The 22,059-nt window shown below is 59.1% G+C and carries 24 protein-coding genes; 11 read left to right on the plus strand and 13 right to left on the minus strand.

The window, feature by feature from the left end; all coding sequences use genetic code 11:
- Positions 1 to 2 precede the first annotated feature (2 nt).
- The 4 genes from ACR0C5_RS10250 to ACR0C5_RS10265 all read right to left on the minus strand — a co-directional run bounded on the left by ACR0C5_RS10250 (position 3) and on the right by ACR0C5_RS10265 (position 2,869).
- Positions 3 to 488 (minus strand): flavodoxin family protein, encoded by a 486-nt coding sequence (locus ACR0C5_RS10250; protein WP_480876316.1) that lies wholly within the window; start codon positions 486 to 488, stop codon positions 3 to 5.
- 1 nt (position 489) lies between these two features.
- The gene (gene rlmH, locus ACR0C5_RS10255; protein WP_170771073.1) at positions 490 to 960 is read right to left on the minus strand and encodes a 23S rRNA (pseudouridine(1915)-N(3))-methyltransferase RlmH; all 471 of its coding nucleotides are present in this window, start codon (positions 958 to 960) and stop codon (positions 490 to 492) included.
- Between the two features lie 44 nt (positions 961 to 1,004).
- Complete coding sequence (gene rsfS / locus ACR0C5_RS10260) at positions 1,005 to 1,364, minus strand: ribosome silencing factor (RefSeq protein ID WP_058276550.1); 360 nt, start codon at positions 1,362 to 1,364, stop codon at positions 1,005 to 1,007.
- Positions 1,365 to 1,519: 155 nt separating this feature from the next.
- Positions 1,520 to 2,869: a mechanosensitive ion channel family protein gene (locus tag ACR0C5_RS10265; RefSeq protein WP_170790124.1), complete on the minus strand. Its 1,350-nt coding sequence runs from the start codon at positions 2,867 to 2,869 to the stop codon at positions 1,520 to 1,522.
- Positions 2,870 to 2,959: 90 nt separating this feature from the next.
- On the opposite strand from ACR0C5_RS10265, the gene ACR0C5_RS10270 reads away from it, so the two are divergent.
- From ACR0C5_RS10270 to ACR0C5_RS10295, 6 genes are all read left to right on the plus strand, one after another.
- Complete coding sequence (locus ACR0C5_RS10270; protein ID WP_174819376.1) at positions 2,960 to 3,067, plus strand: isopropylmalate isomerase; 108 nt, start codon at positions 2,960 to 2,962, stop codon at positions 3,065 to 3,067.
- A gap of 43 nt (positions 3,068 to 3,110) precedes the next feature.
- Complete coding sequence (gene leuC, locus ACR0C5_RS10275) at positions 3,111 to 4,514, plus strand: 3-isopropylmalate dehydratase large subunit (RefSeq protein WP_170786357.1); 1,404 nt, start codon at positions 3,111 to 3,113, stop codon at positions 4,512 to 4,514.
- A 37-nt stretch (positions 4,515 to 4,551) separates the two neighbouring features.
- Positions 4,552 to 5,106 (plus strand): HdeD family acid-resistance protein, encoded by a 555-nt coding sequence (locus ACR0C5_RS10280; RefSeq protein ID WP_170771080.1) that lies wholly within the window; start codon positions 4,552 to 4,554, stop codon positions 5,104 to 5,106.
- A gap of 42 nt (positions 5,107 to 5,148) precedes the next feature.
- Positions 5,149 to 5,754 (plus strand): 3-isopropylmalate dehydratase small subunit, encoded by a 606-nt coding sequence (gene leuD, locus ACR0C5_RS10285; RefSeq protein WP_170771083.1) that lies wholly within the window; start codon positions 5,149 to 5,151, stop codon positions 5,752 to 5,754.
- 327 nt (positions 5,755 to 6,081) lie between these two features.
- Positions 6,082 to 6,912 (plus strand): hypothetical protein, encoded by an 831-nt coding sequence (locus tag ACR0C5_RS10290; protein ID WP_480876319.1) that lies wholly within the window; start codon positions 6,082 to 6,084, stop codon positions 6,910 to 6,912.
- Complete coding sequence (locus tag ACR0C5_RS10295; RefSeq protein ID WP_480876321.1) at positions 6,909 to 7,937, plus strand: endonuclease/exonuclease/phosphatase family protein; 1,029 nt, start codon at positions 6,909 to 6,911, stop codon at positions 7,935 to 7,937. The genes ACR0C5_RS10290 and ACR0C5_RS10295 overlap by 4 nt, the downstream gene beginning before the upstream one ends.
- 97 nt (positions 7,938 to 8,034) lie before the next feature.
- Here ACR0C5_RS10295 and ACR0C5_RS10300 read toward each other — a convergent pair whose 3' ends face one another.
- The gene (locus ACR0C5_RS10300) at positions 8,035 to 8,433 is read right to left on the minus strand and encodes a hypothetical protein (protein ID WP_170771090.1); all 399 of its coding nucleotides are present in this window, start codon (positions 8,431 to 8,433) and stop codon (positions 8,035 to 8,037) included.
- A 182-nt stretch (positions 8,434 to 8,615) separates the two neighbouring features.
- Between ACR0C5_RS10300 and ACR0C5_RS10305 the strand changes: the two genes are divergently transcribed.
- Positions 8,616 to 9,470: a LysR family transcriptional regulator gene (locus ACR0C5_RS10305; RefSeq protein ID WP_480551606.1), complete on the plus strand. Its 855-nt coding sequence runs from the start codon at positions 8,616 to 8,618 to the stop codon at positions 9,468 to 9,470.
- 24 nt (positions 9,471 to 9,494) lie between these two features.
- On the opposite strand, the gene ACR0C5_RS10310 is transcribed toward ACR0C5_RS10305, so the two are convergent.
- Positions 9,495 to 10,022 carry a redoxin domain-containing protein gene (locus ACR0C5_RS10310; RefSeq protein ID WP_170786347.1) on the minus strand — a complete coding sequence of 176 codons (528 nt, stop codon included), beginning with the start codon at positions 10,020 to 10,022 and terminating at the stop codon, positions 9,495 to 9,497.
- Positions 10,023 to 10,113: 91 nt separating this feature from the next.
- Here ACR0C5_RS10310 and leuB point away from each other — a divergent pair, with 91 nt between their 5' ends.
- Positions 10,114 to 11,217, plus strand: coding sequence for a 3-isopropylmalate dehydrogenase (leuB, locus tag ACR0C5_RS10315; protein WP_170786345.1), 1,104 nt, complete (start codon positions 10,114 to 10,116; stop codon positions 11,215 to 11,217).
- Between the two features lie 57 nt (positions 11,218 to 11,274).
- Here the strand turns inward: leuB and ACR0C5_RS10320 are convergent, their stop codons facing one another.
- Entirely contained in the window at positions 11,275 to 13,461 is a 2,187-nt protein-coding gene (locus ACR0C5_RS10320; RefSeq protein ID WP_480876324.1) for a transglycosylase domain-containing protein, read from the minus strand.
- Positions 13,462 to 13,719: 258 nt separating this feature from the next.
- On the opposite strand from ACR0C5_RS10320, the gene ACR0C5_RS10325 reads away from it, so the two are divergent.
- Complete coding sequence (locus ACR0C5_RS10325; RefSeq protein ID WP_058273036.1) at positions 13,720 to 14,058, plus strand: P-II family nitrogen regulator; 339 nt, start codon at positions 13,720 to 13,722, stop codon at positions 14,056 to 14,058.
- A 32-nt stretch (positions 14,059 to 14,090) separates the two neighbouring features.
- Positions 14,091 to 15,395, plus strand: coding sequence for an ammonium transporter (locus ACR0C5_RS10330; RefSeq protein WP_170771102.1), 1,305 nt, complete (start codon positions 14,091 to 14,093; stop codon positions 15,393 to 15,395).
- Positions 15,396 to 15,503: 108 nt separating this feature from the next.
- Here the strand turns inward: ACR0C5_RS10330 and ACR0C5_RS10335 are convergent, their stop codons facing one another.
- The 4 genes from ACR0C5_RS10335 to ACR0C5_RS10350 all read right to left on the minus strand — a co-directional run bounded on the left by ACR0C5_RS10335 (position 15,504) and on the right by ACR0C5_RS10350 (position 18,466).
- Positions 15,504 to 16,688 carry an amino acid aminotransferase gene (locus ACR0C5_RS10335; RefSeq protein ID WP_480876326.1) on the minus strand — a complete coding sequence of 395 codons (1,185 nt, stop codon included), beginning with the start codon at positions 16,686 to 16,688 and terminating at the stop codon, positions 15,504 to 15,506.
- Positions 16,688 to 17,542: a 3-mercaptopyruvate sulfurtransferase gene (gene sseA / locus ACR0C5_RS10340; RefSeq protein WP_170790129.1), complete on the minus strand. Its 855-nt coding sequence runs from the start codon at positions 17,540 to 17,542 to the stop codon at positions 16,688 to 16,690. Before sseA ends, ACR0C5_RS10335 begins: the two co-directional genes overlap by 1 nt.
- A gap of 80 nt (positions 17,543 to 17,622) precedes the next feature.
- A complete protein-coding gene (locus ACR0C5_RS10345; RefSeq protein WP_170786337.1) occupies positions 17,623 to 17,892 on the minus strand; it encodes a CBU_0592 family membrane protein in 270 nt (89 codons plus the stop codon).
- Between the two features lie 22 nt (positions 17,893 to 17,914).
- Positions 17,915 to 18,466 (minus strand): helix-turn-helix domain-containing protein, encoded by a 552-nt coding sequence (locus ACR0C5_RS10350; protein WP_480876328.1) that lies wholly within the window; start codon positions 18,464 to 18,466, stop codon positions 17,915 to 17,917.
- A 108-nt stretch (positions 18,467 to 18,574) separates the two neighbouring features.
- Between ACR0C5_RS10350 and ilvD the strand changes: the two genes are divergently transcribed.
- Positions 18,575 to 20,407, plus strand: a complete 1,833-nt coding sequence (gene ilvD / locus ACR0C5_RS10355) for a dihydroxy-acid dehydratase (protein ID WP_170353840.1) — start codon at positions 18,575 to 18,577, stop codon at positions 20,405 to 20,407.
- Positions 20,408 to 20,492: 85 nt separating this feature from the next.
- Here the strand turns inward: ilvD and ACR0C5_RS10360 are convergent, their stop codons facing one another.
- Both ACR0C5_RS10360 and ACR0C5_RS10365 read right to left on the minus strand, forming a co-directional pair.
- Positions 20,493 to 20,933: a hypothetical protein gene (locus ACR0C5_RS10360; protein WP_480504223.1), complete on the minus strand. Its 441-nt coding sequence runs from the start codon at positions 20,931 to 20,933 to the stop codon at positions 20,493 to 20,495.
- Between the two features lie 236 nt (positions 20,934 to 21,169).
- Positions 21,170 to 21,988: a sulfotransferase family protein gene (locus ACR0C5_RS10365; RefSeq protein WP_480876330.1), complete on the minus strand. Its 819-nt coding sequence runs from the start codon at positions 21,986 to 21,988 to the stop codon at positions 21,170 to 21,172.
- Between the last annotated feature and the right edge of the window lie 71 nt (positions 21,989 to 22,059).

Consider the following 22,059-nt stretch of genomic DNA (forward strand, 5'->3'; position numbering starts at 1 on the left):
AGTCAGAACACGCCCATCTGCAAACCGGCGGCCATGGCAAGACCCAGCTCGCGGCAATTTTCAAGCTGGTCGTCGGGGATGGTTTTCTCGGCCAGAATCGCCTCGGGTGTTTGCGCATGGGTGCAGATGATCAGCGGCGGCTGCACCTCTTTCAACCGCCAACCGGTTGCGATGCGGGCGGTTTGTCGCGCGGCGTTTTCGCCATCAGACCCGGCGCAGATCATCTGCGCATAGGGGCGGCCTGCGATCCGACCCAGCACCGGATAATAGCTGCGGTCGAAAAACTCTTTCATCAGACCCGAAATCGCGGCCAGATTCTCGGGCGCGCAGAAGATATAGCCGTCGGCTTGCAACAAATCTTCGGGTCCGGCCTGATCGGCGGGTTTCAGAACCACATCCGCCTCATCCCCTGCAGCCTTGGCTGCAGCTTCGGCCATTTGCCGGGCCCCGCCGGTGCGCGAATGGTAAATGATCAAAAGCTGCGCCATATCAGACCCGGTGATAGGGGCCGCCCGACAAAATGGTTGCGGCCCGATAGAGTTGCTCGGCCAGCATCACACGGACCAGCATATGGGGCCATACCATCGAACCAAATGAGATCGAAAAATCCGCCTCGGCACGCAGATTAGGGTCTATTCCGTCTGCCCCGCCGATGATCAGCGCCAAATCTTGCCGCCCGGCATCGCGCCAGCCGCCCAGCTTTTTGGCAAATTCCGGCGAGGACATCACACGGCCCCGTTCGTCCAGAGTACAGATGACCGCGCCTTTGGGCAGCGCCTTGCGAAGCAGCGTCGCCTCGGCGCCCATTCCAGCGTTTTTCTTGTCTTCAACCTCGATCACCCGCGCAGGACCAAGGCCCAAAGCGCGTCCGGTCCGGTCAAAGCGTGTCAGGTAATCGTCAAGCAGGGTCTTCTCGGGTCCGGCGCGCAATCGCCCGACCGCAACTATGCTAATCCGCATATCTCTCTCGCCTCCGGCCTTTCAATACAGGCCGGGATAGCGCCTCAGTTCGCCGAGGCGCTGCCGCCCTGAGGCAGCCACATCTTTTCCAGCTGATAGAATTCACGCACTTCGGGGCGGAAGATATGGACGATAACGTCGCCCGTATCGATCAGCACCCAGTCGCCGGCATCCTTGCCTTCGACCTTCGAGGTGAAACCGAATTCCTGCTTGATGCGATCCGTCAGCTTTTCCGCCATGGCCGAGACCTGACGGGTCGACCGACCCGAGGCAATCACCATGTGATCCGCAACAGAAGACTTACCTTGCAGGTTAATCTGCACGACGTCTTCGGCCTTGTCATCGGAAAGTGAGGAAAGGATACGCTCAAGCAGCTTGTCGCTGATTGACTGAGAGTGGGCCATCACGCTGGCCCCGTCATCGGCGGGCAACCCCGCCTGGGTATGTAGAGACAGGACATAGTCCTCCTTTGCTGCGCGCCATCAAATCCCGGCGCCGGGGTACTAATAAGGTAACAAGGGGAATGCAACATTTCAATGAACGCGCCATCAACGCAGCGTCAATCCTCTACGATCTGTTGCGGGTCTGCGTCGGGCAGCAGGCGCACCTCGCGCTGCGGGAAGGGCAGCGAGATACCCTCGGCCTGAAACGCATCCCAGAGCGCTAGGTAGACATTGCCGCGGATATTGGTCAGCCCCTTGGTTGGGTCGCTGATCCAGAACCGCAGCACGTAGTCGACGCTGCTGTCCCCGAATCCAGTGATATGGCAGACCGGTTCATGTAGACCGCCACTCAGCACGCGGGCCACGGACTTCACTGAACGGATAGCGGTGGCGCGCACCTTGTGGGGATCGTCGCCATAGCTGGTACCAAACTCCAGATCCAGCCGCACGAACTTGTCGGAATGCGACCAGTTCACGACCTGACTGGTAATCAGATCTTCGTTCGGGATCAGGTATTCCCGCCCGTCCCGTGTCACGACCGAGACATAACGCGCGCCCAGCGCGTTGATCCACCCAAACGTATCCCCCAGCGAGATCACGTCGCCCGGCTTGATCGAGCGATCCATCAAGATGATGATTCCCGAGATCAGGTTAGACACCACCTTTTGCAGCCCAAACCCGATGCCCACACCGATCGCACCAGACAGCAGCGCGATTCCGGTCAGGTCAAACCCTAGCGTCCGGATCGCAGCCATGAAGACGGCCCCATACAGAACCACCTGAATGCCTTTGGCCAATAGCACCTGCATGGAAGGCGTGATGTCATCATTGCTTTTCAAACCACGTTCGGCTGCGCGCGTACCCACACGCGCCAACGTCAGCAGAACACCGATCAACAGCGCCGCCTTGATGATCCCCAGCACCGAGATATGCAGATCTCCAATAGAAATCGCGACTCCGTCCAAAAACTCGGCCACGTCATCAGTCAGATTCAGGGCGACAAGCGTTGCATAGACCCACATGGCCCATTTGAAGATCCGCCGCAGCGTCCGGTTGCGCACCAGTCGCGCCGCCAGCGCTATGGCCAACCACGCCGTCGCCAAAGTCGCGATAACGCCAATGATATAACTGCGGGACGGCCATGTGATCTGCTGCATGACCAGATACAGCGCCCAGGACAGCAACACGAAATAGACCAGCGTCAAGCGCTGCATCAGCTGTACTAAAACGCGCAAACGCCATTTGGGCCACCCAGTGCGCGCCCGCGCCCAAGAATCCCACCGGCCTTGCGTGAAAAGCTTAAGGCCAAATGCCAAAGCCCATAGCAATAGAATGATCACCAGCTGGTGCTGACGCCAGCCCGGCGTGACCACCAGTTCAAGAAGGTTTTCGAATTGCACAGAAAAGCCCGCGACCATGTTGTCATAAAGGTCCGACAGCGAGCTGGGGATCAGGTCTTGATTCATACCTGCAGCTTGGACAGCACAGCCCCATGATGCAAGCCTGACGCGGTTTTGAACCTTGATTGACGGCAATGGGCAATATATCTGGACGCCATGAGACTCACCGTAGCCCAGATTCAGAACCTTGAAGATCGCGCCCGTCTGCGCGAACGGTTCTATGGGGCTGCCCGCACGGTTCTGGCCCGCCTATCGGCGGCCTAAGCCACCTCGCCAGCCAATTCTCATTACATACGGGAGAGGACCGATGTCCCCCAAAACACTCTATGACAAGATCTGGGATGCCCATGTCGCGCATGAAGCCGACGATGGCACCTGCCTGCTGTATATCGACCGCCATCTGGTACACGAAGTGACCAGCCCTCAGGCCTTCGAAGGCCTGCGCATGGCGGGCCGCAAGGTGCGTGCGCCGGAAAAAACCATCGCCGTGCCGGATCACAACGTGCCCACCACGCCGGACCGCGTGAACGGGATCGAAAACCCGGAATCACGCATTCAGGTCGAGGCGCTGGACAAGAATGCCAAGGATTTCGGCATTCACTACTACCCGGTGCATGACGTCCGTCAGGGCATCGTCCACATCGTCGGCCCCGAACAAGGTTGGACCCTGCCCGGCATGACCGTTGTCTGCGGCGACAGCCACACCGCCACCCATGGCGCGTTTGGTGCTCTGGCCCACGGCATTGGTACTTCTGAGGTTGAGCATGTTCTGGCCACGCAGACTCTGATCCAGAAGAAATCCAAGAACATGAAGGTGGAAATCACCGGCAAATTGCAGCCGGGCGTGACCGCCAAGGATATCACTCTGGCCGTGATCGGTGAGACCGGCACAGCAGGCGGCACCGGCTATGTCATCGAATATTGCGGCGAAGCGATCCGCGATCTGTCGATGGAAGGCCGCATGACCGTCTGTAACATGGCGATCGAAGGCGGTGCCCGCGCGGGTCTGATCGCCCCCGATGAGACCACGTTCGAATACGTCAAAGGCCGCCCCCACGCCCCGAAAGGCGCCCAGTGGGAAGCCGCAATGGAGTGGTGGAAAACGCTTTACACCGATGAAGGCGCGCATTTCGACAAGGTCGTGACCCTGCGCGGCGAAGATATCGCGCCCGTGGTGACATGGGGCACCAGCCCCGAAGACGTGTTGCCGATCACCGCAACCGTGCCGAACCCCGAAGATTTCGAAGGCGGCAAAGTTGACGCGGCCCGCCGCTCGATCGAATACATGGGACTGGAAGCCGGTCAGAAGCTGAGCGACGTGGAAATCGACACCGTCTTTATCGGGTCTTGCACCAATGGCCGGATCGAAGATCTGCGCGCCGCTGCTGAAATCCTCAAAGGCAAAAAGATCAAGGACGGGATGCGCGCAATGGTCGTGCCCGGTTCGGGTCTGGTCCGATTGCAGGCCGAGGAAGAAGGTCTGGCCGACATCTTCAAAGAGGCCGGTTTCGAATGGCGTCTGGCAGGATGTTCGATGTGTCTGGCGATGAACCCCGACCAGTTGCAACCGGGCGAGCGCTGTGCCGCGACCTCGAACCGTAACTTTGAGGGTCGTCAGGGCCGCGGAGGACGCACCCACCTGCTGAGCCCGGCAATGGCTGCCGCAGCGGCCTTAACAGGACGGCTGACAGACGTCCGAGACTTGATGTAAGGTACCCTCATATCTAGATATTTGAGGGATTGAACAAATGAGTGACTGGATCAAATGGCTGCTGCTTGGACTTCTGTCCATCGTGTTTGGCATCTTTGTGCTGGGCGCGCCGGCGGTGGCGTCGATTGCCGTAACGGTGGTGACGGGTGTGTTGCTGCTGATCTCGGGCGCGTTGCAGGTTGTCGGCGGCTTTACCGTCGAAGGCACGGGTAACAAAATCCTGTCACTCATCATGGGTGTGGTGATGCTGTTTCTGGGCTGGTCCTTTCTGGGTCACCCGTTGCAGGGCACGCTGACGCTGGCCACCGTTTGTCTGATCCTGTTTCTGGCAGGCGGTATCGCCCGAGTTATCCTGTCGTTCCAGATGCGCGGCACTCAATATTTCTGGGCCACGCTGATCTCTGGCATCATGTCGATTGTCCTGGCGATGCTTATCTGGCGCTTTGCCACAGTCGAGCCTGCGATCATGCTGCAATTGCTGGGCATTCTACTGGGCATCGAGATGATCTTTAACGGGCTCGGCCTGGTCTTTATGGCGTTCTACGTCAAAGACGCACCCAAAGACGAAACAACAGAAGCGAAAGAAGCTTAAACGCGGGGCACGGGCGCGGCCCTCTCCCGCAGGAGTGTGAACATGGAAAAGTTTGACAAAGTCCACGGGGTGGCCGCCCCAATGCCACTGATCAATATCGACACCGATATGATCATTCCCAAAGTGCACCTGAAAACCATCAAACGGTCTGGCCTTGGCGTCGTGCTGTTCGACGAGATGCGCTATCACGACCATGGCGGCGAGAATGAAGAATTCGTTCTGAACAAACCTGCCTATCGCAACACCGAGATTCTGGTAGCAGGCGACAATTTCGGCTGCGGCTCGTCGCGGGAACACGCGCCCTGGGCGATCAAGGATTTCGGCATCAAGGTCGTGATCTCGACCAGCTTCGCGGACATCTTCTTCAACAACTGCTTCAAGAACGGCATCCTGCCCATCGTCGTCGAAGAAGAGCATCATGCGATCCTGATGGACGACGCGCACAAGGGCGAGAACGCCCGCATGACTGTGCATCTGGAAGATCAGAAGATCACGACCTCGGACGGCGTCGAGATCGAATTTGACATCGACCCTCACCGCAAGCACTGCCTGCTGAACGGTTTGGACGATATCGGCCTGTCGATGGAAAAAGAACATCATATCGACAAATTTGAAGAGCACGCCTCTCAGGCGCGTCCGTGGGTGTGATTCTTTTAGACATCGTATGCAATGCAACTTAAAGGGGTCGCTTCGGCGGTCCCTTTCGCATTCTTGGGGTCTGAAATTCAGCAACCACAACATGTTGCGGTGACCTTAAACTAGACGACGGTTTTGCGTCAGGAATGATGCAAACCAGCACCAGTTTTGCCATCTTTTTGCCTCAAATGGCGTGTTTTCTGCACCTTGGCTTGAGCGAATTGCCTTGGGGGGTCAATGTTGGCGCTAATGAGGCATCCGTCAAAATAATCAATGACGGGCACAAGTTGGAATGAAGTCGGCAAAGATCGGCCCGTCCAGTTTGAAAGGGTTCGGAAAGTGATTGCGCGCACAACAGGGGCGGCAATTCGGGGCATTCTTGTTGCACTTGTGGTGCTGACCCCCGCGTTGTATCTGCCCGTATCGTCAACGAATGGGACCGAGATCGTCGTCTTTCTCGCCATTCTCGCATTTTTTCTGACCTTTGCCGAATATAACTCGGCCTTTCCCAGCTTTATCGAATTCCGCGATGCGCCGCCGGTGAACCGGTTGCGCTTTGTCGGGTTAGTTACAATGGTCACCTTCCTGACGCTGATCTGCAAGAACGCCTATATGCCCACCAGCCTGACCGAGGTTTTCTATTCGGTCGGCCTAGGTATCGCGAATATCGTGGACTTCCCCTATTCTCCGGTCCGCCTGATCGTCCTGATCCTGCCGTCAGGGGCAAGTGCGCCACTGACCGAGCTAGTGCGTATTTCCGCCAGCGTCGCCTATGTCGCCGCCTTGGTGACTATCGCGGCTTTTGCTTATGCGGTGAAGCTGCGTGGTTGGCCAACCGGCAACGGTGCATTCAATGTCTGGACAAATCTACCGCTATTCGACCCGACCAAGGGCGGCGACGTCGTCACCCGGCTGCAACGGGACGGACGGCTGAACATCTCGATCGGGGTGCTGTTGCCCTTCCTGATCCCGGCGTTGATCAAGATACTGACGGAATACGCCGATCCCATCTCGCTTAATAACCCGCAAACCCTGATCTGGACGATGAGCGCATGGGCCTTCCTGCCCGCTAGCATGATCATGCGCGGGATGGCGACTTTGCGGATTGCCAACCTGATCGTCGAAAAACGCCGCGCCTATTCCACAACCGAGTCCACTCAGGCCGCATGATCCGTGCCCTGATCTTTCTGCTGCTGCCGATCATGGCGCAGGCAGAACCTTTACGCGTGGCCACCTTCAACACCGAACTCAGCCGCGACGGGCCCGGACTGTTGCTGCGCGATATCCAGCGCGGCGATGCACAGGTTCAAGCGGTGGTAGAGGTCCTGTTGGCGGTTCAGGCCGATATCGTCGCGTTGCAGGGGATCGACTGGGACCTGAACGGTAAGACGATCCGGGCGCTGACCACGCAAGTGTCATCACAGGGGCTGAGCTATCCACATATCTATGCCGCCCAGCCGAACTCTGGCCTGGAAACCGGGCTGGATATGGATGGCGATGGCCGCACATCAGGGCCCGGTGATGCCCAGGGCTGGGGCCGGTTCACCGGTCAAGCGGGGATGGCAGTGTTGTCGCGCTATCCCATCACCACGGGTCAGGTGCAGGAATTTACCGCGCTGCGCTGGCGCGACCTGCCGAATGCCAAGTTGCCGCTGGTCGATGGGCGACCCTTCCCCTCCACCAACGCGCAGGACATCCAGCGACTTTCGTCCGTGGCCCATTGGGCGGTCCCAATAGAAACCCCACAAGGGCCGCTAACTTTGATGACCTTCCATGCTGCCCCTCCGGTGTTTGATGGGCCAGAGGACCGCAATGGTCTGCGCAATCATGATGAGATCATGCTGTGGCGCGCAGTTCTGGATGGCGATCTGGGACAGGCCCCCAATGGCCCTTTCATCATCGCCGGGGATGCAAACCAGGATCCGACGCAGGGTGAAGGCCTCAAACTGGCGATCCACAGCCTGCTGACCGACCCGCGCCTGACCGACCCGCGTCCGCAGGACCCTACCGGTGCATTGACTACGGTCACATGGAAAGCGGTCGGGGATCTGAGGGTCGACTATGTTCTGCCCTCGGCCCACTGGACCGTGCAGCGCGCGGGCGTGTACTGGCCCAAACCGGGCACGCCAGAGCGGGACGCGGCCAAAAAAGCCAGCCGCCACCGGCTGGTCTGGGTCGACATAGACATGGACTGAAGAAAAAAGGGCCACCAAGCGGTGGCCCAATTTCAGGTCGAGGATTGTCAATTACCCGGACAGACTCGTTACTATACAGACTTAAAAATCGAAAAACTTACGTGCGCGGCGTGCCGGGTGCGGACGACCCCCCCGTTGGGTCACGCCCATCTCCGGTCGAGGTGCTGTCGCTTGGATCGCGCCCTCCGTCAGGGTCACGCCCACCGCCGGATGTCGAACTGTCGCTTGGGTCACGCTCTTCCCCCGGAGGGGTGCAAGGAACAGACGCCGTTCCAGCAACCGAGGAATCATCACAGCCTTCCGGTGGAGGCGGCGGCGGCACACAGGGCTCGGTTGCCGTACCTGCGGGTGATGAACCGTCCGAGCATCCGATAACGTCACCATACTTGTTGAAAATCGGCTCAGCCTGAATGGGCTGCGGAGCCTCGGTTTGACTGCACGCCGCCACAAATGTCAGGCAGACCGCCGTAGTCCAAACTTTCGAAAAAACTTGCATTCACTTGTCCTTTATCACGGGATCTAGAACAGACCCCAACACCCCAAAAAGAAAACTCGTAACCCACTGTGAACTTTGGAAAGTGCAGTGCCTCTTCTGGATTGCCTGAATTTAGATTTGATTTCTGCTGACAAAAAGGCACTAAACTGCATCAAGATCATGCAATTTTGCAGGTAACTGACATGAATTGGGACAATCTGAAAGTGCTTCTGGCCATTGGTCGGGCCGGTTCACTGACCGGCGCGGCGCACGCGCTTGACGTCGACGCGACGACGATGGGGCGGCGTCTGACTGCGCTTGAAAAAGAGCTGGGAGTTATCCTGTTCGTGCGCTCTAAATCCGGCTTTGTCCCGACCGAGGCGGGCGTCATCGCGATCCGGCAGGCCGAACAGATCGAGGCACATTATCACCAGATGACCGACCAGATTTCGCAATCGCAGGCCAGCGCCGTAGGCGTGATGCGGCTGGTTGGAAATTCATGGACAATGCAACGGCTGGCAATGACCGGCATGGATCGCTTTCTGGCCACCAATCCGGGGCTGGATCTGCGACTGATGACCCGCGCACCGTCTGCGCGTGTCTCGGGTGAAGCATCGATCCAGATGTGGTTCGAGGTTCCACCCGAAGCTGCGGAATACACCGTCACGCTTGGTCAGGTGCCATATGCCGTATACCGTGCGGCGCATCTGGACACACCCCCTGCCAATTGGGTCGCCTTTTTTGACGAAGAAGCAAGTCGCCCGATCATCAGCCGGGCTGTCGAGCGGCTGAGCAAAAGTACCGAAACCATGCGAGTCACCGCCACCGATGCCAGCGTTCTGGTTTCAGCCGTCGCCGCAGGGGTCGGCAAGGGTCTGTTGCCGATGTGTCTGGCCAAAGGGCGCGACGATCTGGTGCGTGTGGGCACAGGCCGGCCCGAATTTAACCGAAGCCTGAACCTCTATCTCAACCCCGACACAGTCGGATACAAACGGGTTCAGGTCACGGTCGAATGGCTGCGCGCCGCCTTTTCGGACGCATTTGGGCCCTCTGGCTGATCCAGAAGGCCCATCTACCACCACCTACAGGGCACCGGTATAGGTGCCGCGCGGGGGATAGCCGTTGTTCAGCGCAAATTTGATGCCTCCGGCAATATCGGCAATGGCGGGGCGGGCAAAGGGAATGGTCTGCTGCCACGCGAAATACAGGTTGCGGTCGGGCGAGATGTAGAAATGTCCCGGCTCGGCGAAGAACGCGGCCTCTGCAGTCCCTTCACGTCCTTCCGAGATGTTCAGCCCCCAGTCTTCCCGCGCCTCGGCCATAGGCAGACTGTGACCCACACGCAGGCGCGACACGCCCGCTTTTTCAACCGTTTCAGCAGCGCGCTCGGCGGTGTCCGTGGTGATCATCACCACCTCGATCCCCAGTTCGGCAAAGTCATCCAGCGCCGCTTCGACCTCGCCCATCTGACGAATGCAGATCGGGCAATGCAACCCGCGATACTGAATCACCAACGTGCCGTTTTCGCCCTTGTCGCGCTCAAGATCGAAATCCCCACCGGCGACGGTTTCAATTTTCAGTGCGGGAACCGGGTTTCCGGGTGTCAGCATGTGTTTTCCTCGTGGTTTGGCGGGATCGTCTCATTGACCCGATGCGATGCAGACGCTAGGGCCTGTGCGACGAAACGCAAGGAGACCTTTCATGTCCAACCCCTCGCTCCTCATCCTGCCCGGAGACGGAATTGGCCCGGAAGTTATGGCCGAAGTGCGCAGAATCATCGGCTGGTTCGGCGAAAAACGCGGCCTTCACTTTGACGTGAGCGAGGATCTGGTCGGCGGTGCCGCCTATGACGCGCATGGCACGCCTTTGACGGACGAAACCATGGCCAAGGCGCAAGAGGTGGACGCGGTTCTGCTGGGCGCCGTGGGTGGCCCGAAATACGACGATCTGGATTTCAGCGTAAAGCCCGAGCGCGGCCTGCTGCGCCTGCGCAAGGAAATGGACCTGTTTTCCAACCTGCGCCCGGCCCAGTGCTTTGACGCACTGGCGGATTTCTCGTCGCTGAAGAAAGACATCGTGGCCGGTCTGGACATCATGATCGTGCGCGAGCTGACTTCGGGCGTCTATTTCGGCGAGCCGCGCGGCATCTTCAACGAAGGCAATGAACGCGTGGGCATCAACACCCAGCGCTATACCGAGTCCGAGATCGAACGCGCCGCGCGCTCGGCCTTTGAACTGGCGATGCGCCGGAACAAGAAGCTGTGCTCGATGGAGAAAGCCAACGTGATGGAATCGGGCATCCTGTGGCGCGAGGTCGTGGACCGTGTCGCAGCGGACTACCCCGAGGTCGAGCTTTCCCATATGTATGCCGATAACGGCGCGATGCAGCTGGTGCGCGCACCCAAGCAGTTTGACGTGATCGTCACCGACAACCTGTTCGGCGATATCCTGTCGGATTGCGCGGCGATGCTGACCGGTTCGCTGGGTATGCTGCCATCCGCTTCGCTGGGTGCGCCCATGGCCAACGGCCGCCCCAAGGCGATGTACGAACCCGTCCACGGCTCGGCCCCCGATATCGCGGGTCAGGGCAAGGCCAACCCGATTGCTTGTATCCTGAGCTTTGCCATGGCGCTGCGCTACAGCTTTGACCAAGGGGATGAGGCCGATCGCCTGGAAGCCGCGATCGAGAAGGTTCTGGCCGATGGTGTCCGCACCGCCGACTTGCTGGCCGAAGAGGGCGTTGAGCCGGTCTCGACCACAGAAATGGGCGACGCCATTCTGGCCGCACTGAACGAAAGCGTCTGATTTCGCCTCACCACGTGTAGAAAAGGCGGTGCCCAGCGCACCGCCTTTTTTTGTGACTTAGTTGCCGAATATATTGTTCAGCAGGTTGTTGATGGCCTTCTCAAACCCGTTGTTCTGCCTGCGGCGCTGCTGCCGAGGCTGTTCGGTTCGCACCGGCGGGTCCGGGGCCAGCATGGGCAGTGGGGTGGGTGTCATCCCTTCGGTCACGCGCACCATCGTCTCTTTCCAGATCTCGGCGGGCAGGCCGCCGCCTGTGACGCCAGACAGCGGCGTGTTGTCGTCATACCCCATCCAGACACCGGTCACATAATCCGCCGTGAAGCCAATGAACCAAGCATCCCGCGCCGCCTGCGTGGTGCCGGTCTTGCCTGCCACCTGCCACCCCGGCAGTTTGGCGCGCCCACCAGTGCCCTCGGACACGACACGCTCCATCATCCAGGTCAGTTGCTTGGACGCCTTGTCATTTATGACACGCTCACCAATACCGGTTGTCGTCACCATGACAGGGGTATCGTCACCCAACAGCTTCAGCTCGGTCAGGCCATAAGGTTCAACCGCAGAGCCTCCGTTCAAAATACCCGCATAGGCGCCCGTCATCTCGATCAGCGTGCTCTCAGACGCGCCCAATGCCAGTGCCGGGCCTTCGGCCAGATCGCTGGCGATACCGAATTCGCTGGCAACGGTGCGCACATTCTCTAGCCCTGAAATCTCGGCCACTTTCACCGCCGGGATGTTCAGCGAGTTCTTCAGGGCATCCGCCAGTGTCACCCGACCATAGAACTTGTTGGTGTAATTCTTGGGACACCACTGGCCCGAGCCGGGGATATCGATGCAGTAAGGCTCGTCCATCACCGTATCCAACGGCGAATAGCCCAGTTCCAGCGCCGTGGCATAGACGAACGGCTTGAACGATGACCCGGTCTGTCGCAGCGCCTGCGTGGCGCGGTTGAACGCCCCCGACACGCGGGTCTTGCGCCCGCCAACCATGGCGCGCACCGCCCCATCGGCCGACATCACCACAATGGCGGCCTGCGCCTTGGACCCTTCGCGCACCTTTTCCTGAAAGATGTATTGCAGCGCCTCTTCCGCTGATGTCTGGATACGCTGATCCAACGTGGTGCGGATCACCACATCCTCGGTCGTATTGCGGGTAAAGAATTCAGGCCCGCTGGCCATGACCCAATCGGCGAAATACCCCCCGGCGCGGGCAGCGGCAGCATCCGACAAAACCGCCGGGCGGGCGCGGGCTTCGCTGGCCTGCGCGGTGGACAGGTATCCTTGGTCCTCCATCAGCCCGACCACCAGCCGCGCCCGATCCTGCGAGCGTTGCAGGTTGTTCGTCGGCGCATAGCGTGTGGGCGCGACCAGCAACCCTGCCAACATTGCCGCCTCGGACGGCGAAACCTCGGCCGCCGAAATCCCGAAATAACGCTGGCTGGCAGCCTCGAACCCACGGGCACCGGCCCCAAGGAAAGCGCGGTTCAGGTAAATGGTCAGAATCTCGTCTTTGGAATACTTGACCTCCATCGCCATCGCATAGACGGCCTCTTTTGCCTTGCGCCAGAGCGAACCCTGACGGCAATCCGCCTCATACGCGGCCTCGGACTCCCACTCGGCGGGATCGTAGGGCACGCCAAGACACAACAGCTTGGCCGTCTGCTGGGTAATGGTCGACCCGCCATGGCCCGACAACGGCCCTCGCCCTTCGCTGAGGTTGATGCGCACAGCACTGGCAACGCCACGGGGACTGACGCCGAAATGGCGATAGAAGCGTTTGTCCTCGGTCGCGATGACCGCATGTTTTAGATGCGGCGACACGGTATCGGCGGTGATGACCCCACCAAACTGATCCCCGCGCCACGCATAAACCTTACCATCGCGGTCCAGCATCGTGACCGAACCGCGCGCACGACCGTCCAAAAGCGAATCGACATTGGGCAGCGTTGAGTAGACAACGCCGATCGCCAGCGCCAATAGCAGCGCACACACAGCCCCAACGCGCCAGGTCACGCCCCAGACCAGACGCCACAGCCAGCGGAACATCCGGCGGAAGATTCCGCCACCCTCGCCACCGGATTTCTTTCGTGTTTTCTTACGCGTGGCCTTGCGCGAGGTGGTTTTGCGCGCAACAGATTTCTTGCCCGCTGGCTTGGCCGCGCGCTTGGTCGTCTTGGGCTTGCGGCCCTTGGACGGGTATCTTTTATCCGCGACCAGAGGGGTCTTGCGGCGCCTGGACTCAGTCATTTCCGAACTCTGCCCGATTATCGTTTTGACGCACCATACCCTGCCGTACCGATGAAGTTGAGGTCAGAATTACTGGTAAATTCCCTCTCTTGAATGCATAATTTTTAATCGTTTTGCATTATTTGTGCAAAAATTGTGCACCTTGCCACAATTTTCCCCCTCTTCGCAGACCCGGGACGTTTCCTATAGCACCCGAGCACGCTTTTTTGCTGCGAGTGCAAACAAGCCGGACAGACCGGGGAAGCAGAGGGGATCAACGTGAAACTGATCATTGCGACAATCAAGCCGTTCAAGCTCGAGGAGGTGCGCGAGGCACTGACCGAAGCAGGCGTGCGCGGCATGATGGTGACCGAAATCAAGGGCTTCGGCTCGCAATCGGGTCACACAGAAATTTATCGCGGCGCAGAATATGCCGTGAACTTCGTACCCAAGATCAAGCTGGAGATCGTGGTGCCCGCCACGATGGCCGATCAGATCGTCGAAACCATCACCAAAACCGCCAAGACCGGCAAGATCGGCGACGGCAAGATTTTCGTCCTCGACGTCGAGCAGGCCCTGCGCGTGCGGACCGGGGAAACCAACGAGGAAGCGCTGTAATCCGCGCCCATCCGTAAAAGGACAGATATCAAATGAAACTAAACCGAATTCTCGCCACAGCCGCTGTGCTGGTCGCCTTTCCGGCGGCTGCATTCGCGAATGACCCGCCTTCTTCGATGGAGGACGTGGGCTATATCTTCACCACTCTGCTGTTCCTGATGGCCGGTTTCCTGGTCTTCTTCATGGCGGCCGGGTTTGCCATGTTGGAAGGCGGCCTTGTGCGTTCCAAGAACGTGGCGATGCAGATGATCAAAAACATCGCGCTCTTTTCCATAGCGGCGATCATGTATTGGTTGGTCGGCTTCAACACGATGTATCCCGGCGACTTCAATGGTTTCTTTGCCATTGGTGGTCCGACCGTGCTTGATCCAGTGGGTATTGGTTCCGATGCAGCGGCGCTTGACTATGCCTCGATCGGCTCGGATTTCTTCTTCCAGCTTGTATTCGTTGCGGCAACCGCCTCGATCGTGTCAGGTGCCGTCGCCGAGCGGATCAAGCTGTGGCCCTTCCTGATCTTCGTCGTTGTTCTGACTGGTATCCTGTACCCGATCTCGGGCTCGTGGCAGTGGGGCGGCGGCTGGTTGTCTGAGGCTGGCTTCTCGGATTTCGCAGGCTCGACCGTAGTACACTCGGTCGGTGGCTGGGCGGCACTGGCCGGTGCAATCATCCTTGGCCCGCGTATCGGCAAGTACAAGGACGGCAAAGTGCACCCGATGCCCGGTTCGAACCTGGCGCTGGCCACTTTGGGGACGTTCATCCTGTGGCTGGGTTGGTTCGGCTTCAACGGCGGCTCGCAACTGGCGATGGGCACCGTGGGTGACGTATCGGACGTGTCGCGCATCTTTGCCAACACCAACATGGCCGCAGCCTCGGGTGCTGTAGCAGCCCTGATCCTGACGCAAGTTCTGTACAAGAAACCTGACCTGACCATGGTGCTGAACGGCGCGCTGGCCGGTCTGGTCTCGATCACCGCTGAACCCCTGGCCCCGACCCTGTTCGGCGCGCTGTGGATCGGTGCGGTTGGCGGCATCATCGTAGTATTCGCGGTTCCGATGCTGGACAAGTTCAAGATCGACGACGTTGTCGGTGCCATCCCGGTTCACCTGTTCGCAGGCATCTGGGGCACCATCGCCGTGATCTTCTACGGTGAGGCCTCGCTGGGCACACAGCTGCTGGGTATCGCGGCCTACGGTGTGTTCACCTTTGTCGGTGCACTGGTTCTCTGGGGTATCCTGAAAGCCACCGTTGGCATCCGCGTCAGCGAAGAGGATGAGATCAACGGCCTCGACATGGCAGAGCTGGGTATGGAAGCCTACCCCGAGTTCTCGAAGGGCTAAGACTCGAGAGTATTCAAATCAAAACCGGGCGTTCGCGCCCGGTTTTTTTGTTTTCCAAAAAAGAAAGCCGCGCAGGAAAGCGCGGCTTTGCTTGATTTTGAAAGGGCCTCAGACGCCGACGTCAACAATCGCCTTAGCCAAAATCGGCACCGTCGTTGCGTTCAGACCGGCGATGTTCAACCGGCTGTCGCCCACCATATAGATGCCGTGATCGACCCGCAGTTGCTCGACCAGTTCCGGCGCGGCACCCAGGCGCGAAAACATGCCTCGGTGCTGAGCAACAAAACCAAAGCGGTCAGAACCGGTCAGGCGTTGCAGCTCGTCCGCCAGTTGCTGGCGCAGACCCAGCATCGACAGGCGCACCTCTTCCAGTTCTGCCGCCCAGTCGGCGCGCAGGGCGTCGTCATTCAGGATCGTGGTCACAACGCGCGCGCCATGGTCAGGCGGGAAGGAATAGTTCTGACGGTTCAGGAAGGCCAGCGTCGATTGGTTCAGCGATGTCTGCGCCGCGTCATCGCTGATCGCCATCAGCAGGCCAGTCCGTTCGCGGTAGACGCCGAAGTTCTTGGAACAGGAGGCCGCGATCAGGCAACGCTTGACCGACGAGGCCACTAGACGAGTCGCCTGCGCGTCCTCTTCCAGACCATCGCCAAAGCCTTGATATGCGATGTCGATCATCGCCACGAGGCCTTGCGCATTGATCAAGTCCACGACCTCTTGCCAGTGCACCATGTTCAGGTTTGCACCGGTGGGGTTGTGGCAGCAGCCATGCAGCAGCACCACGTCGCCCGCCTTGGCCGTTTTCAGATCGGCGATCATGCCGTCGAAATCGACGCCGCGCGTCTCGCCGTCGAAGTAGCGGTACGGGACGGTTTCGATGCCCAGATAGTTCAGGATCGACAGGTGGTTGGGCCATGTTGGGTTCGACACGAACACGCGGGCCTCAGGGTTGGCCATGCGGATCATCTCAAACGCCTGACGACAGGCACCGGTGCCCCCGGGGGTCGCCACGGCAGCGATATTGCCGCGCGGCACGGCATCGCCAAGGATCAGGCCGATCATCGCATCCGCATAGGCCGGATCACCAGCCAGACCGGTATAGGCTTTGCTCTCCTGCTCTTCCAGAATGCGCTTTTCGGCGGCCTTGACGGCGCGCATCACCGGGGTCACGCCTTCGGCATTCTTGTAGACGCCCACACCCAAGTCGATCTTTTGATCGCGCGGGTCGTCGCGGTACATCTGCATCAGCGCCAAGATCTTGTCGGCAGGCTGCGGTTTGAGGTTCTCGAACATCAGTTCTCTCCGGTTGCGACGGGCAGGGTCGGGAAGGCACCCCATTCAGCCCAGGAGCCGTCATAAAGCGAATGGTCTTTCTTGCCCATGCGTTCCAACGCAAGGCTGAGGATCGCGGCGGTCACGCCCGACCCGCATGAGGTGATGGCGGGTTTCGACAGATCAACGCCAGCGCCCTCGAACACGGCGCGGCACTCCTCGGGCGATTTCATCGTGCCATTTTTGTTCAGCAATTCGCCAAAAGGCACGTTGCGCGACCCCGGAATATGGCCCGAACGCAGCCCTTCGCGCGGCTCGGGCGCGGTGCCTGCAAAGCGGGCGGCCGCGCGGGCGTCGATGATTTCGTGATCGTTCAGCTTGGCTGCGGCCGAGACCTGCGTCACATCCCGCACCAGATGGTTCTGCACGCGCACTGTCATGTGACGGTCCCGGATCACAGGAGGCAAATCCTCGATCTCGCGACCCTCGGCCTGCCATTTGGGAAAGCCGCCGTCCAGAACGGCCACGTTCTCTTGCCCCATCAGGCGGAACAGCCACCAGACCCGTGCCGCCGACATCAGGCCTGCGCCGTCATAGACCACGACCTGATGCCCGTCGCCGACACCCATCGCCCGCATCCGCGACATGAATTTCTCGACCGGAGGAGCCATGTGCGGCAGGTCGGACCGCGCATCCGAAATCTCGTCGATATCAAAGAACCGCGCACCGGGGATATGGGCCGCATCATATTCAGCCTTGGCGTCGCGCTGCTGTTGCGGCAGGTACCACGACCCGTCCAAAACCCGCAGATCGGGGTCTTTCATATGGGCTGCAAGCCATTCGGTGGAAACGAGGGTTTTCGGATCGTCCTGCATCTGGGCCTCCGCTGTGCGCGCTTGCGTTTTCCCTATACGCGCGCGAATGCGGGTTCAAGGCTGGATGGGCGGCAGAACAGCTACCTTGTGCGGCGCAGGCGGAAAAACTGCACAATACCGATCAGGCTGATCAAGATCCAGAATGTCTCGATCAGCATAGAGGCGAGGTTGAAATTCTCGAGCAGGGAATACACGATCAGGATGGACCCGGCGAGGTTCAGGATCGGGAAGGCCAGATCGTCTGAATTCATCATCCGCATCTGAGTGGCAAAATACGCGGCCACAACGACAAGCGCCCCGAAAGACCCGATGGCATCCGCCAGCGTGAGTGAGGTGATGAAATCTGCCACTAGAGCCCCTTTTCTAAGACCTTCAGACGGATGCGACCCGCGCGTAGTGATGCATATTCAAAAACGCGGCCCCCTCGGGCCCGGCGCGATAGCCATGCGGCAAGTCGGCGGCAAAACGCAGCCCCTGTCCGGCCTGCAAAGGCACCCATTCGCCATCGCGCAGAATTTCAAGCGATCCATTCAGAACGAATACCTCTTCGGTCACCCCTGCGGCATGGGCGGCGGATTCGTGGCTTTGGTTTGGGGCAAGATCAACGTGAAAGGTCTCGGCTCCCAGGGCGGGGTCATAAGGAAAGACAATCTTGACCTCGATGCTGCCGGGGAAAGTCACGGTTCGGAACAGGCTGGCATCCGCCGGGTCACGCAGAACGGACGATCCGATCAACGCGCTGAGCGGCAGCTGAAACCCTTTGGCGATCTTCCATAGGGTCGCGATGGTCGGGCTGGACTCACCACGCTCGATCTGGCCCAGCATGGCTTTGCTGACGCCTGTCATCTCGGCCACCTTCGACAGGCTCAGCCCCGAGGCCGCGCGCACGTCCCGCAGTTTCAGCGTTATTTCATCCGGTGCCATGTCGTTCGTCTTTCGAATCCTCTTGTGCGTTATAGCGCACATGTGATACGTGCGCTATAACGTACGAACCCCAAGACATGCAACCCGAGGCAATAGGGAAACAGCGTCATGCCACTCTACCGATCCAGAACCTCTACCCATGGCCGTAACATGGCCGGAGCCCGCGGCCTGTGGCGCGCAACAGGTATGGGGGATGACGATTTCGGCAAACCGATCATCGCCATCGTCAACTCGTTCACGCAATTTGTGCCCGGTCACGTTCACCTGAAAGACCTTGGCCAGATGGTCGCGCGCGAGGTCGAAAAAGCCGGTGGCGTCGCCAAGGAATTCAACACGATCGCCGTGGATGACGGCATCGCAATGGGCCATGACGGGATGCTGTATTCGCTGCCCTCGCGCGAGGTGATCGCGGATTCGGTGGAATATATGGTCAACGCACACTGCGCCGATGCGATGGTCTGTATCTCGAACTGTGACAAGATCACGCCGGGTATGCTGATGGCCGCCATGCGCCTGAACATCCCTGCAATCTTTGTTTCGGGCGGGCCGATGGAGGCCGGCAAGATCGACATCGCCGATCTGGACGCCAAGAAAATCGACCTTGTAGACGCCATGGTTGCTGCCGCGGATGACCGGTTCACCGACGAACAGGTTCAGCACATCGAAGAAAATGCCTGCCCCACCTGCGGGTCGTGTTCCGGCATGTTCACTGCAAACTCGATGAACTGTCTGGCCGAAGCGCTGGGTCTGGCCCTGCCGGGCAATGGCTCGACGCTAGCCACCCATTCGGATCGCAAAGAGCTGTTCCTTGAAGCAGGCCGCCGCATCGTCGAGATCACCAAGCGCCACTATGATCTGGACGAAAAGGGCTTCCTGCCCCGCGAAATCGCCACGTTTGACGCGTTCGAGAACGCCATGTCGCTGGACATCGCCATGGGTGGCTCGACCAACACCGTGCTGCACCTGCTGGCCATCGCGCATGAGGGCGGCGTGGATTTCGACATGTCCGACATGGATCGGCTCAGCCGGAAAGTGCCGTGTCTGTGCAAGGTCGCGCCCAATACTGAGAACGTGCATATGGAGGACGTCCACCGCGCCGGTGGCATTTTCTCAATCCTCGGCGAACTCAGCCGCGCCGGTCTCCTGCACGAGGGGTGCAGCACCGTACATTCCGGCACCATGGGCGAGGCGATTGCCAACTGGGACATCAAGGTCGCCAACAACCCCAAGGCGCAAGACCTGTTCAAAGCCGCGCCGGGCGGCGTGCGCACCACGCAGGCCTTCAGCCAGTCGAACCGGTACAAAGAGCTGGACACCGACCGCGAGGGCGGCGTGATCCGGTCCAAGGAACACGCGTTTAGCCAAGATGGCGGTCTGGCCGTTCTGTTCGGCAATATCGCGCGCGACGGCTGTATTGTGAAAACCGCCGGTGTGGACCCGGCCAGCCTGACCTTCACCGGCTCGGCCTATGTCTGCGAAAGCCAAGATCAGGCGGTGAACGACATCCTGACCGGCAAGGTGAAAGAGGGCGACGTGGTCGTCATCCGCTATGAGGGCCCGCGCGGTGGGCCGGGGATGCAGGAAATGCTCTACCCGACCTCATACCTGAAATCCAAAGGTCTGGGCAAAGCCTGCGCCTTGCTGACCGATGGGCGGTTCTCGGGCGGCACCTCGGGCCTGTCGATCGGCCACGTCTCGCCTGAGGCGGCCGAAGGCGGTGTCATCGGTCTGGTGCGTCAGGGTGACAAGATCGAGATCGACATCCCCAAACGCTCGATCCATCTGGCGGTCTCGGACGAAGAACTGGCCACCCGCCGCGCCGAGCAGGACGAAAAGGGCTGGGAGCCCGCTGCACCGCGCAAACGCAAAGTGTCCACGGCGCTGAAAGCCTATGCCAAGCTGACCACAAGCGCGGCCAAAGGGGCTGTGCGTCAGGTCTGAGTTAGACGCCGCTCAACATAAATGGCCTACTTATCCGGTAGGCCGTTTTTGTTCTGTTGTGCGGGCAAATCGGCCATTCAGCATGTTATGGCGGGCTCAGGTTCGCTCCTCCCAGTTCAAAGCGCATTTCGCCACCTTTACCGTCAACGAATACCAAGCTGCTTTCTTCCGAACTAACCTGTTTCATACTGAGAAACTTTTGCACCATGGGTGAATCCGCATCAATTCCAGGAGAACCCCAGGCGCATGCTGGCGAAGCAGAAGTTGGTTTGATCCTTAACTTGGGATAGCGACCTTTCATAACGCCTGTAGCACAAAGACAATGACCACAAATTGCGAATGCGGAGTTCTCGCCAATGTAGAACCTGAGGGGGCGTATTGGCGGCTTTCCATCGATTTCCACCAGGTCATAATCCCGCATAGTTTTGATGTGACTAACCACTGTGTCTGCTTGTGTATAAGAGGCCGTCGCGCATACGAATGCCAGGACAAAGACCGCGATGGCACCACTTCTCAGAAAACGCATACATCTGCTCCTAGATAGTGTTGAAATCTAAGACTTTAGGGAAAGACTTACCCAGACATTTTTCTGATTAAGTTATTGAGCCGCGCAAAGTGTCTCTTTGACTTGGGTCAATCAGTTTGTTTGTCGCCAGAGCCAATCAACTGGTCGAAAAACACATCTTTCGCAGCTTCTGCTCTGGGCTCAATGCAGGCACTCACCTGCAAATCATGTTCTAAACAGATGCATCGTATTGCTCTTCAATCGCCAAGTTTGGCGTGGACCTCGTCCAGATCAATCTCGCCGATTGGCATCTTGTTGACCGGGTTCTCGAAATCGTATTTGAACAGCTCGAAATCCTGTTTGTAGATTTCGTAGACCAGATGCATCGACAGATCATCGAAGTAATCCTCGACCGGATGGGCGCGCTTGGGGCCGTGGCCCTCGGATTCGTTGAAGCGCGGGATCTGGGACAGGTTCACATCGTGCGGCGTGTCCAGATGGTTCAGAACATCCTGCATCCCGTCGTTGAACGCTTCGGTCCAGAAAATCCGGTCATATCGCCCGCCGTTGACGATAAAGGTCGAGACATGGCCTGACATGGCCGACCAGTGAATATCGGGGTCCATCGGCCTACGCCAGCGGATCGTATCACGCGCGAACAGCAAAAACCGACGGAAGCTGGCGATCTGGTCGAACTCACCCTTGCCGTCATCGCCGCCAACCTCAATCCCATAATTATAGATCAGCGTCGGCACCAGATTGCCGCGATAGCGCTTGCCGTTGCGCTGAATCCCGCAGATCTTGTCAAAAAACGAACTGAGAATCCGCGTGTAAGGATTGCGCACGCATGTGAACGCGTAAGACGCATGAGACCTGACATTGTCCGAGATCGGCCCCTGACTGCCGTCAAAGGCCCATTTGTGCATCCCATCCTTGGCGTCATGGATATCACCGTCGAAGAAGCGGCCATGATCCGAGTAGTACATGATCTGGCCAATGGTCGAGCAGGCACATTTCGGCACCACCCGGTACACCATGCTTTCACTCTCGGTCATCCATGTACCGGGAAAACCCATCTGCTATGCCTCCTGCGCGGATCAGAACCTTGAAATCTTGTCCGCATTTTCAAATCAGAGAACCAAAAATA

The organism is Ruegeria sp. N8, from assembly GCF_056531325.1.

What these genes read in the sequence shown, in the direction of transcription:
- ACR0C5_RS10250 (WP_480876316.1), bottom strand. Translation starts at nt 488, where the DNA reads ATGGCGCAGCTTTTGATCATTTACCATTCGCGCACCGGCGGGGCCCGG.
- rlmH (WP_170771073.1), bottom strand. Translation starts at nt 960, where the DNA reads ATGCGGATTAGCATAGTTGCGGTCGGGCGATTGCGCGCCGGACCCGAG.
- rsfS (WP_058276550.1), bottom strand. Translation starts at nt 1,364, where the DNA reads ATGGCCCACTCTCAGTCAATCAGCGACAAGCTGCTTGAGCGTATCCTT.
- ACR0C5_RS10265 (WP_170790124.1), bottom strand. Translation starts at nt 2,869, where the DNA reads ATGAATCAAGACCTGATCCCCAGCTCGCTGTCGGACCTTTATGACAAC.
- ACR0C5_RS10270 (WP_174819376.1), top strand. Translation starts at nt 2,960, where the DNA reads ATGAGACTCACCGTAGCCCAGATTCAGAACCTTGAAGATCGCGCCCGT.
- leuC (WP_170786357.1), top strand. Translation starts at nt 3,111, where the DNA reads ATGTCCCCCAAAACACTCTATGACAAGATCTGGGATGCCCATGTCGCG.
- ACR0C5_RS10280 (WP_170771080.1), top strand. Translation starts at nt 4,552, where the DNA reads ATGAGTGACTGGATCAAATGGCTGCTGCTTGGACTTCTGTCCATCGTG.
- leuD (WP_170771083.1), top strand. Translation starts at nt 5,149, where the DNA reads ATGGAAAAGTTTGACAAAGTCCACGGGGTGGCCGCCCCAATGCCACTG.
- ACR0C5_RS10295 (WP_480876321.1), top strand. Translation starts at nt 6,909, where the DNA reads ATGATCCGTGCCCTGATCTTTCTGCTGCTGCCGATCATGGCGCAGGCA.
- ACR0C5_RS10300 (WP_170771090.1), bottom strand. Translation starts at nt 8,433, where the DNA reads ATGCAAGTTTTTTCGAAAGTTTGGACTACGGCGGTCTGCCTGACATTT.
- ACR0C5_RS10305 (WP_480551606.1), top strand. Translation starts at nt 8,616, where the DNA reads ATGAATTGGGACAATCTGAAAGTGCTTCTGGCCATTGGTCGGGCCGGT.
- ACR0C5_RS10310 (WP_170786347.1), bottom strand. Translation starts at nt 10,022, where the DNA reads ATGCTGACACCCGGAAACCCGGTTCCCGCACTGAAAATTGAAACCGTC.
- leuB (WP_170786345.1), top strand. Translation starts at nt 10,114, where the DNA reads ATGTCCAACCCCTCGCTCCTCATCCTGCCCGGAGACGGAATTGGCCCG.
- ACR0C5_RS10320 (WP_480876324.1), bottom strand. Translation starts at nt 13,461, where the DNA reads ATGACTGAGTCCAGGCGCCGCAAGACCCCTCTGGTCGCGGATAAAAGA.
- ACR0C5_RS10330 (WP_170771102.1), top strand. Translation starts at nt 14,091, where the DNA reads ATGAAACTAAACCGAATTCTCGCCACAGCCGCTGTGCTGGTCGCCTTT.
- ACR0C5_RS10335 (WP_480876326.1), bottom strand. Translation starts at nt 16,688, where the DNA reads ATGTTCGAGAACCTCAAACCGCAGCCTGCCGACAAGATCTTGGCGCTG.
- sseA (WP_170790129.1), bottom strand. Translation starts at nt 17,542, where the DNA reads ATGCAGGACGATCCGAAAACCCTCGTTTCCACCGAATGGCTTGCAGCC.
- ACR0C5_RS10350 (WP_480876328.1), bottom strand. Translation starts at nt 18,466, where the DNA reads ATGGCACCGGATGAAATAACGCTGAAACTGCGGGACGTGCGCGCGGCC.
- ilvD (WP_170353840.1), top strand. Translation starts at nt 18,575, where the DNA reads ATGCCACTCTACCGATCCAGAACCTCTACCCATGGCCGTAACATGGCC.
- ACR0C5_RS10360 (WP_480504223.1), bottom strand. Translation starts at nt 20,933, where the DNA reads ATGCGTTTTCTGAGAAGTGGTGCCATCGCGGTCTTTGTCCTGGCATTC.
- ACR0C5_RS10365 (WP_480876330.1), bottom strand. Translation starts at nt 21,988, where the DNA reads ATGGGTTTTCCCGGTACATGGATGACCGAGAGTGAAAGCATGGTGTAC.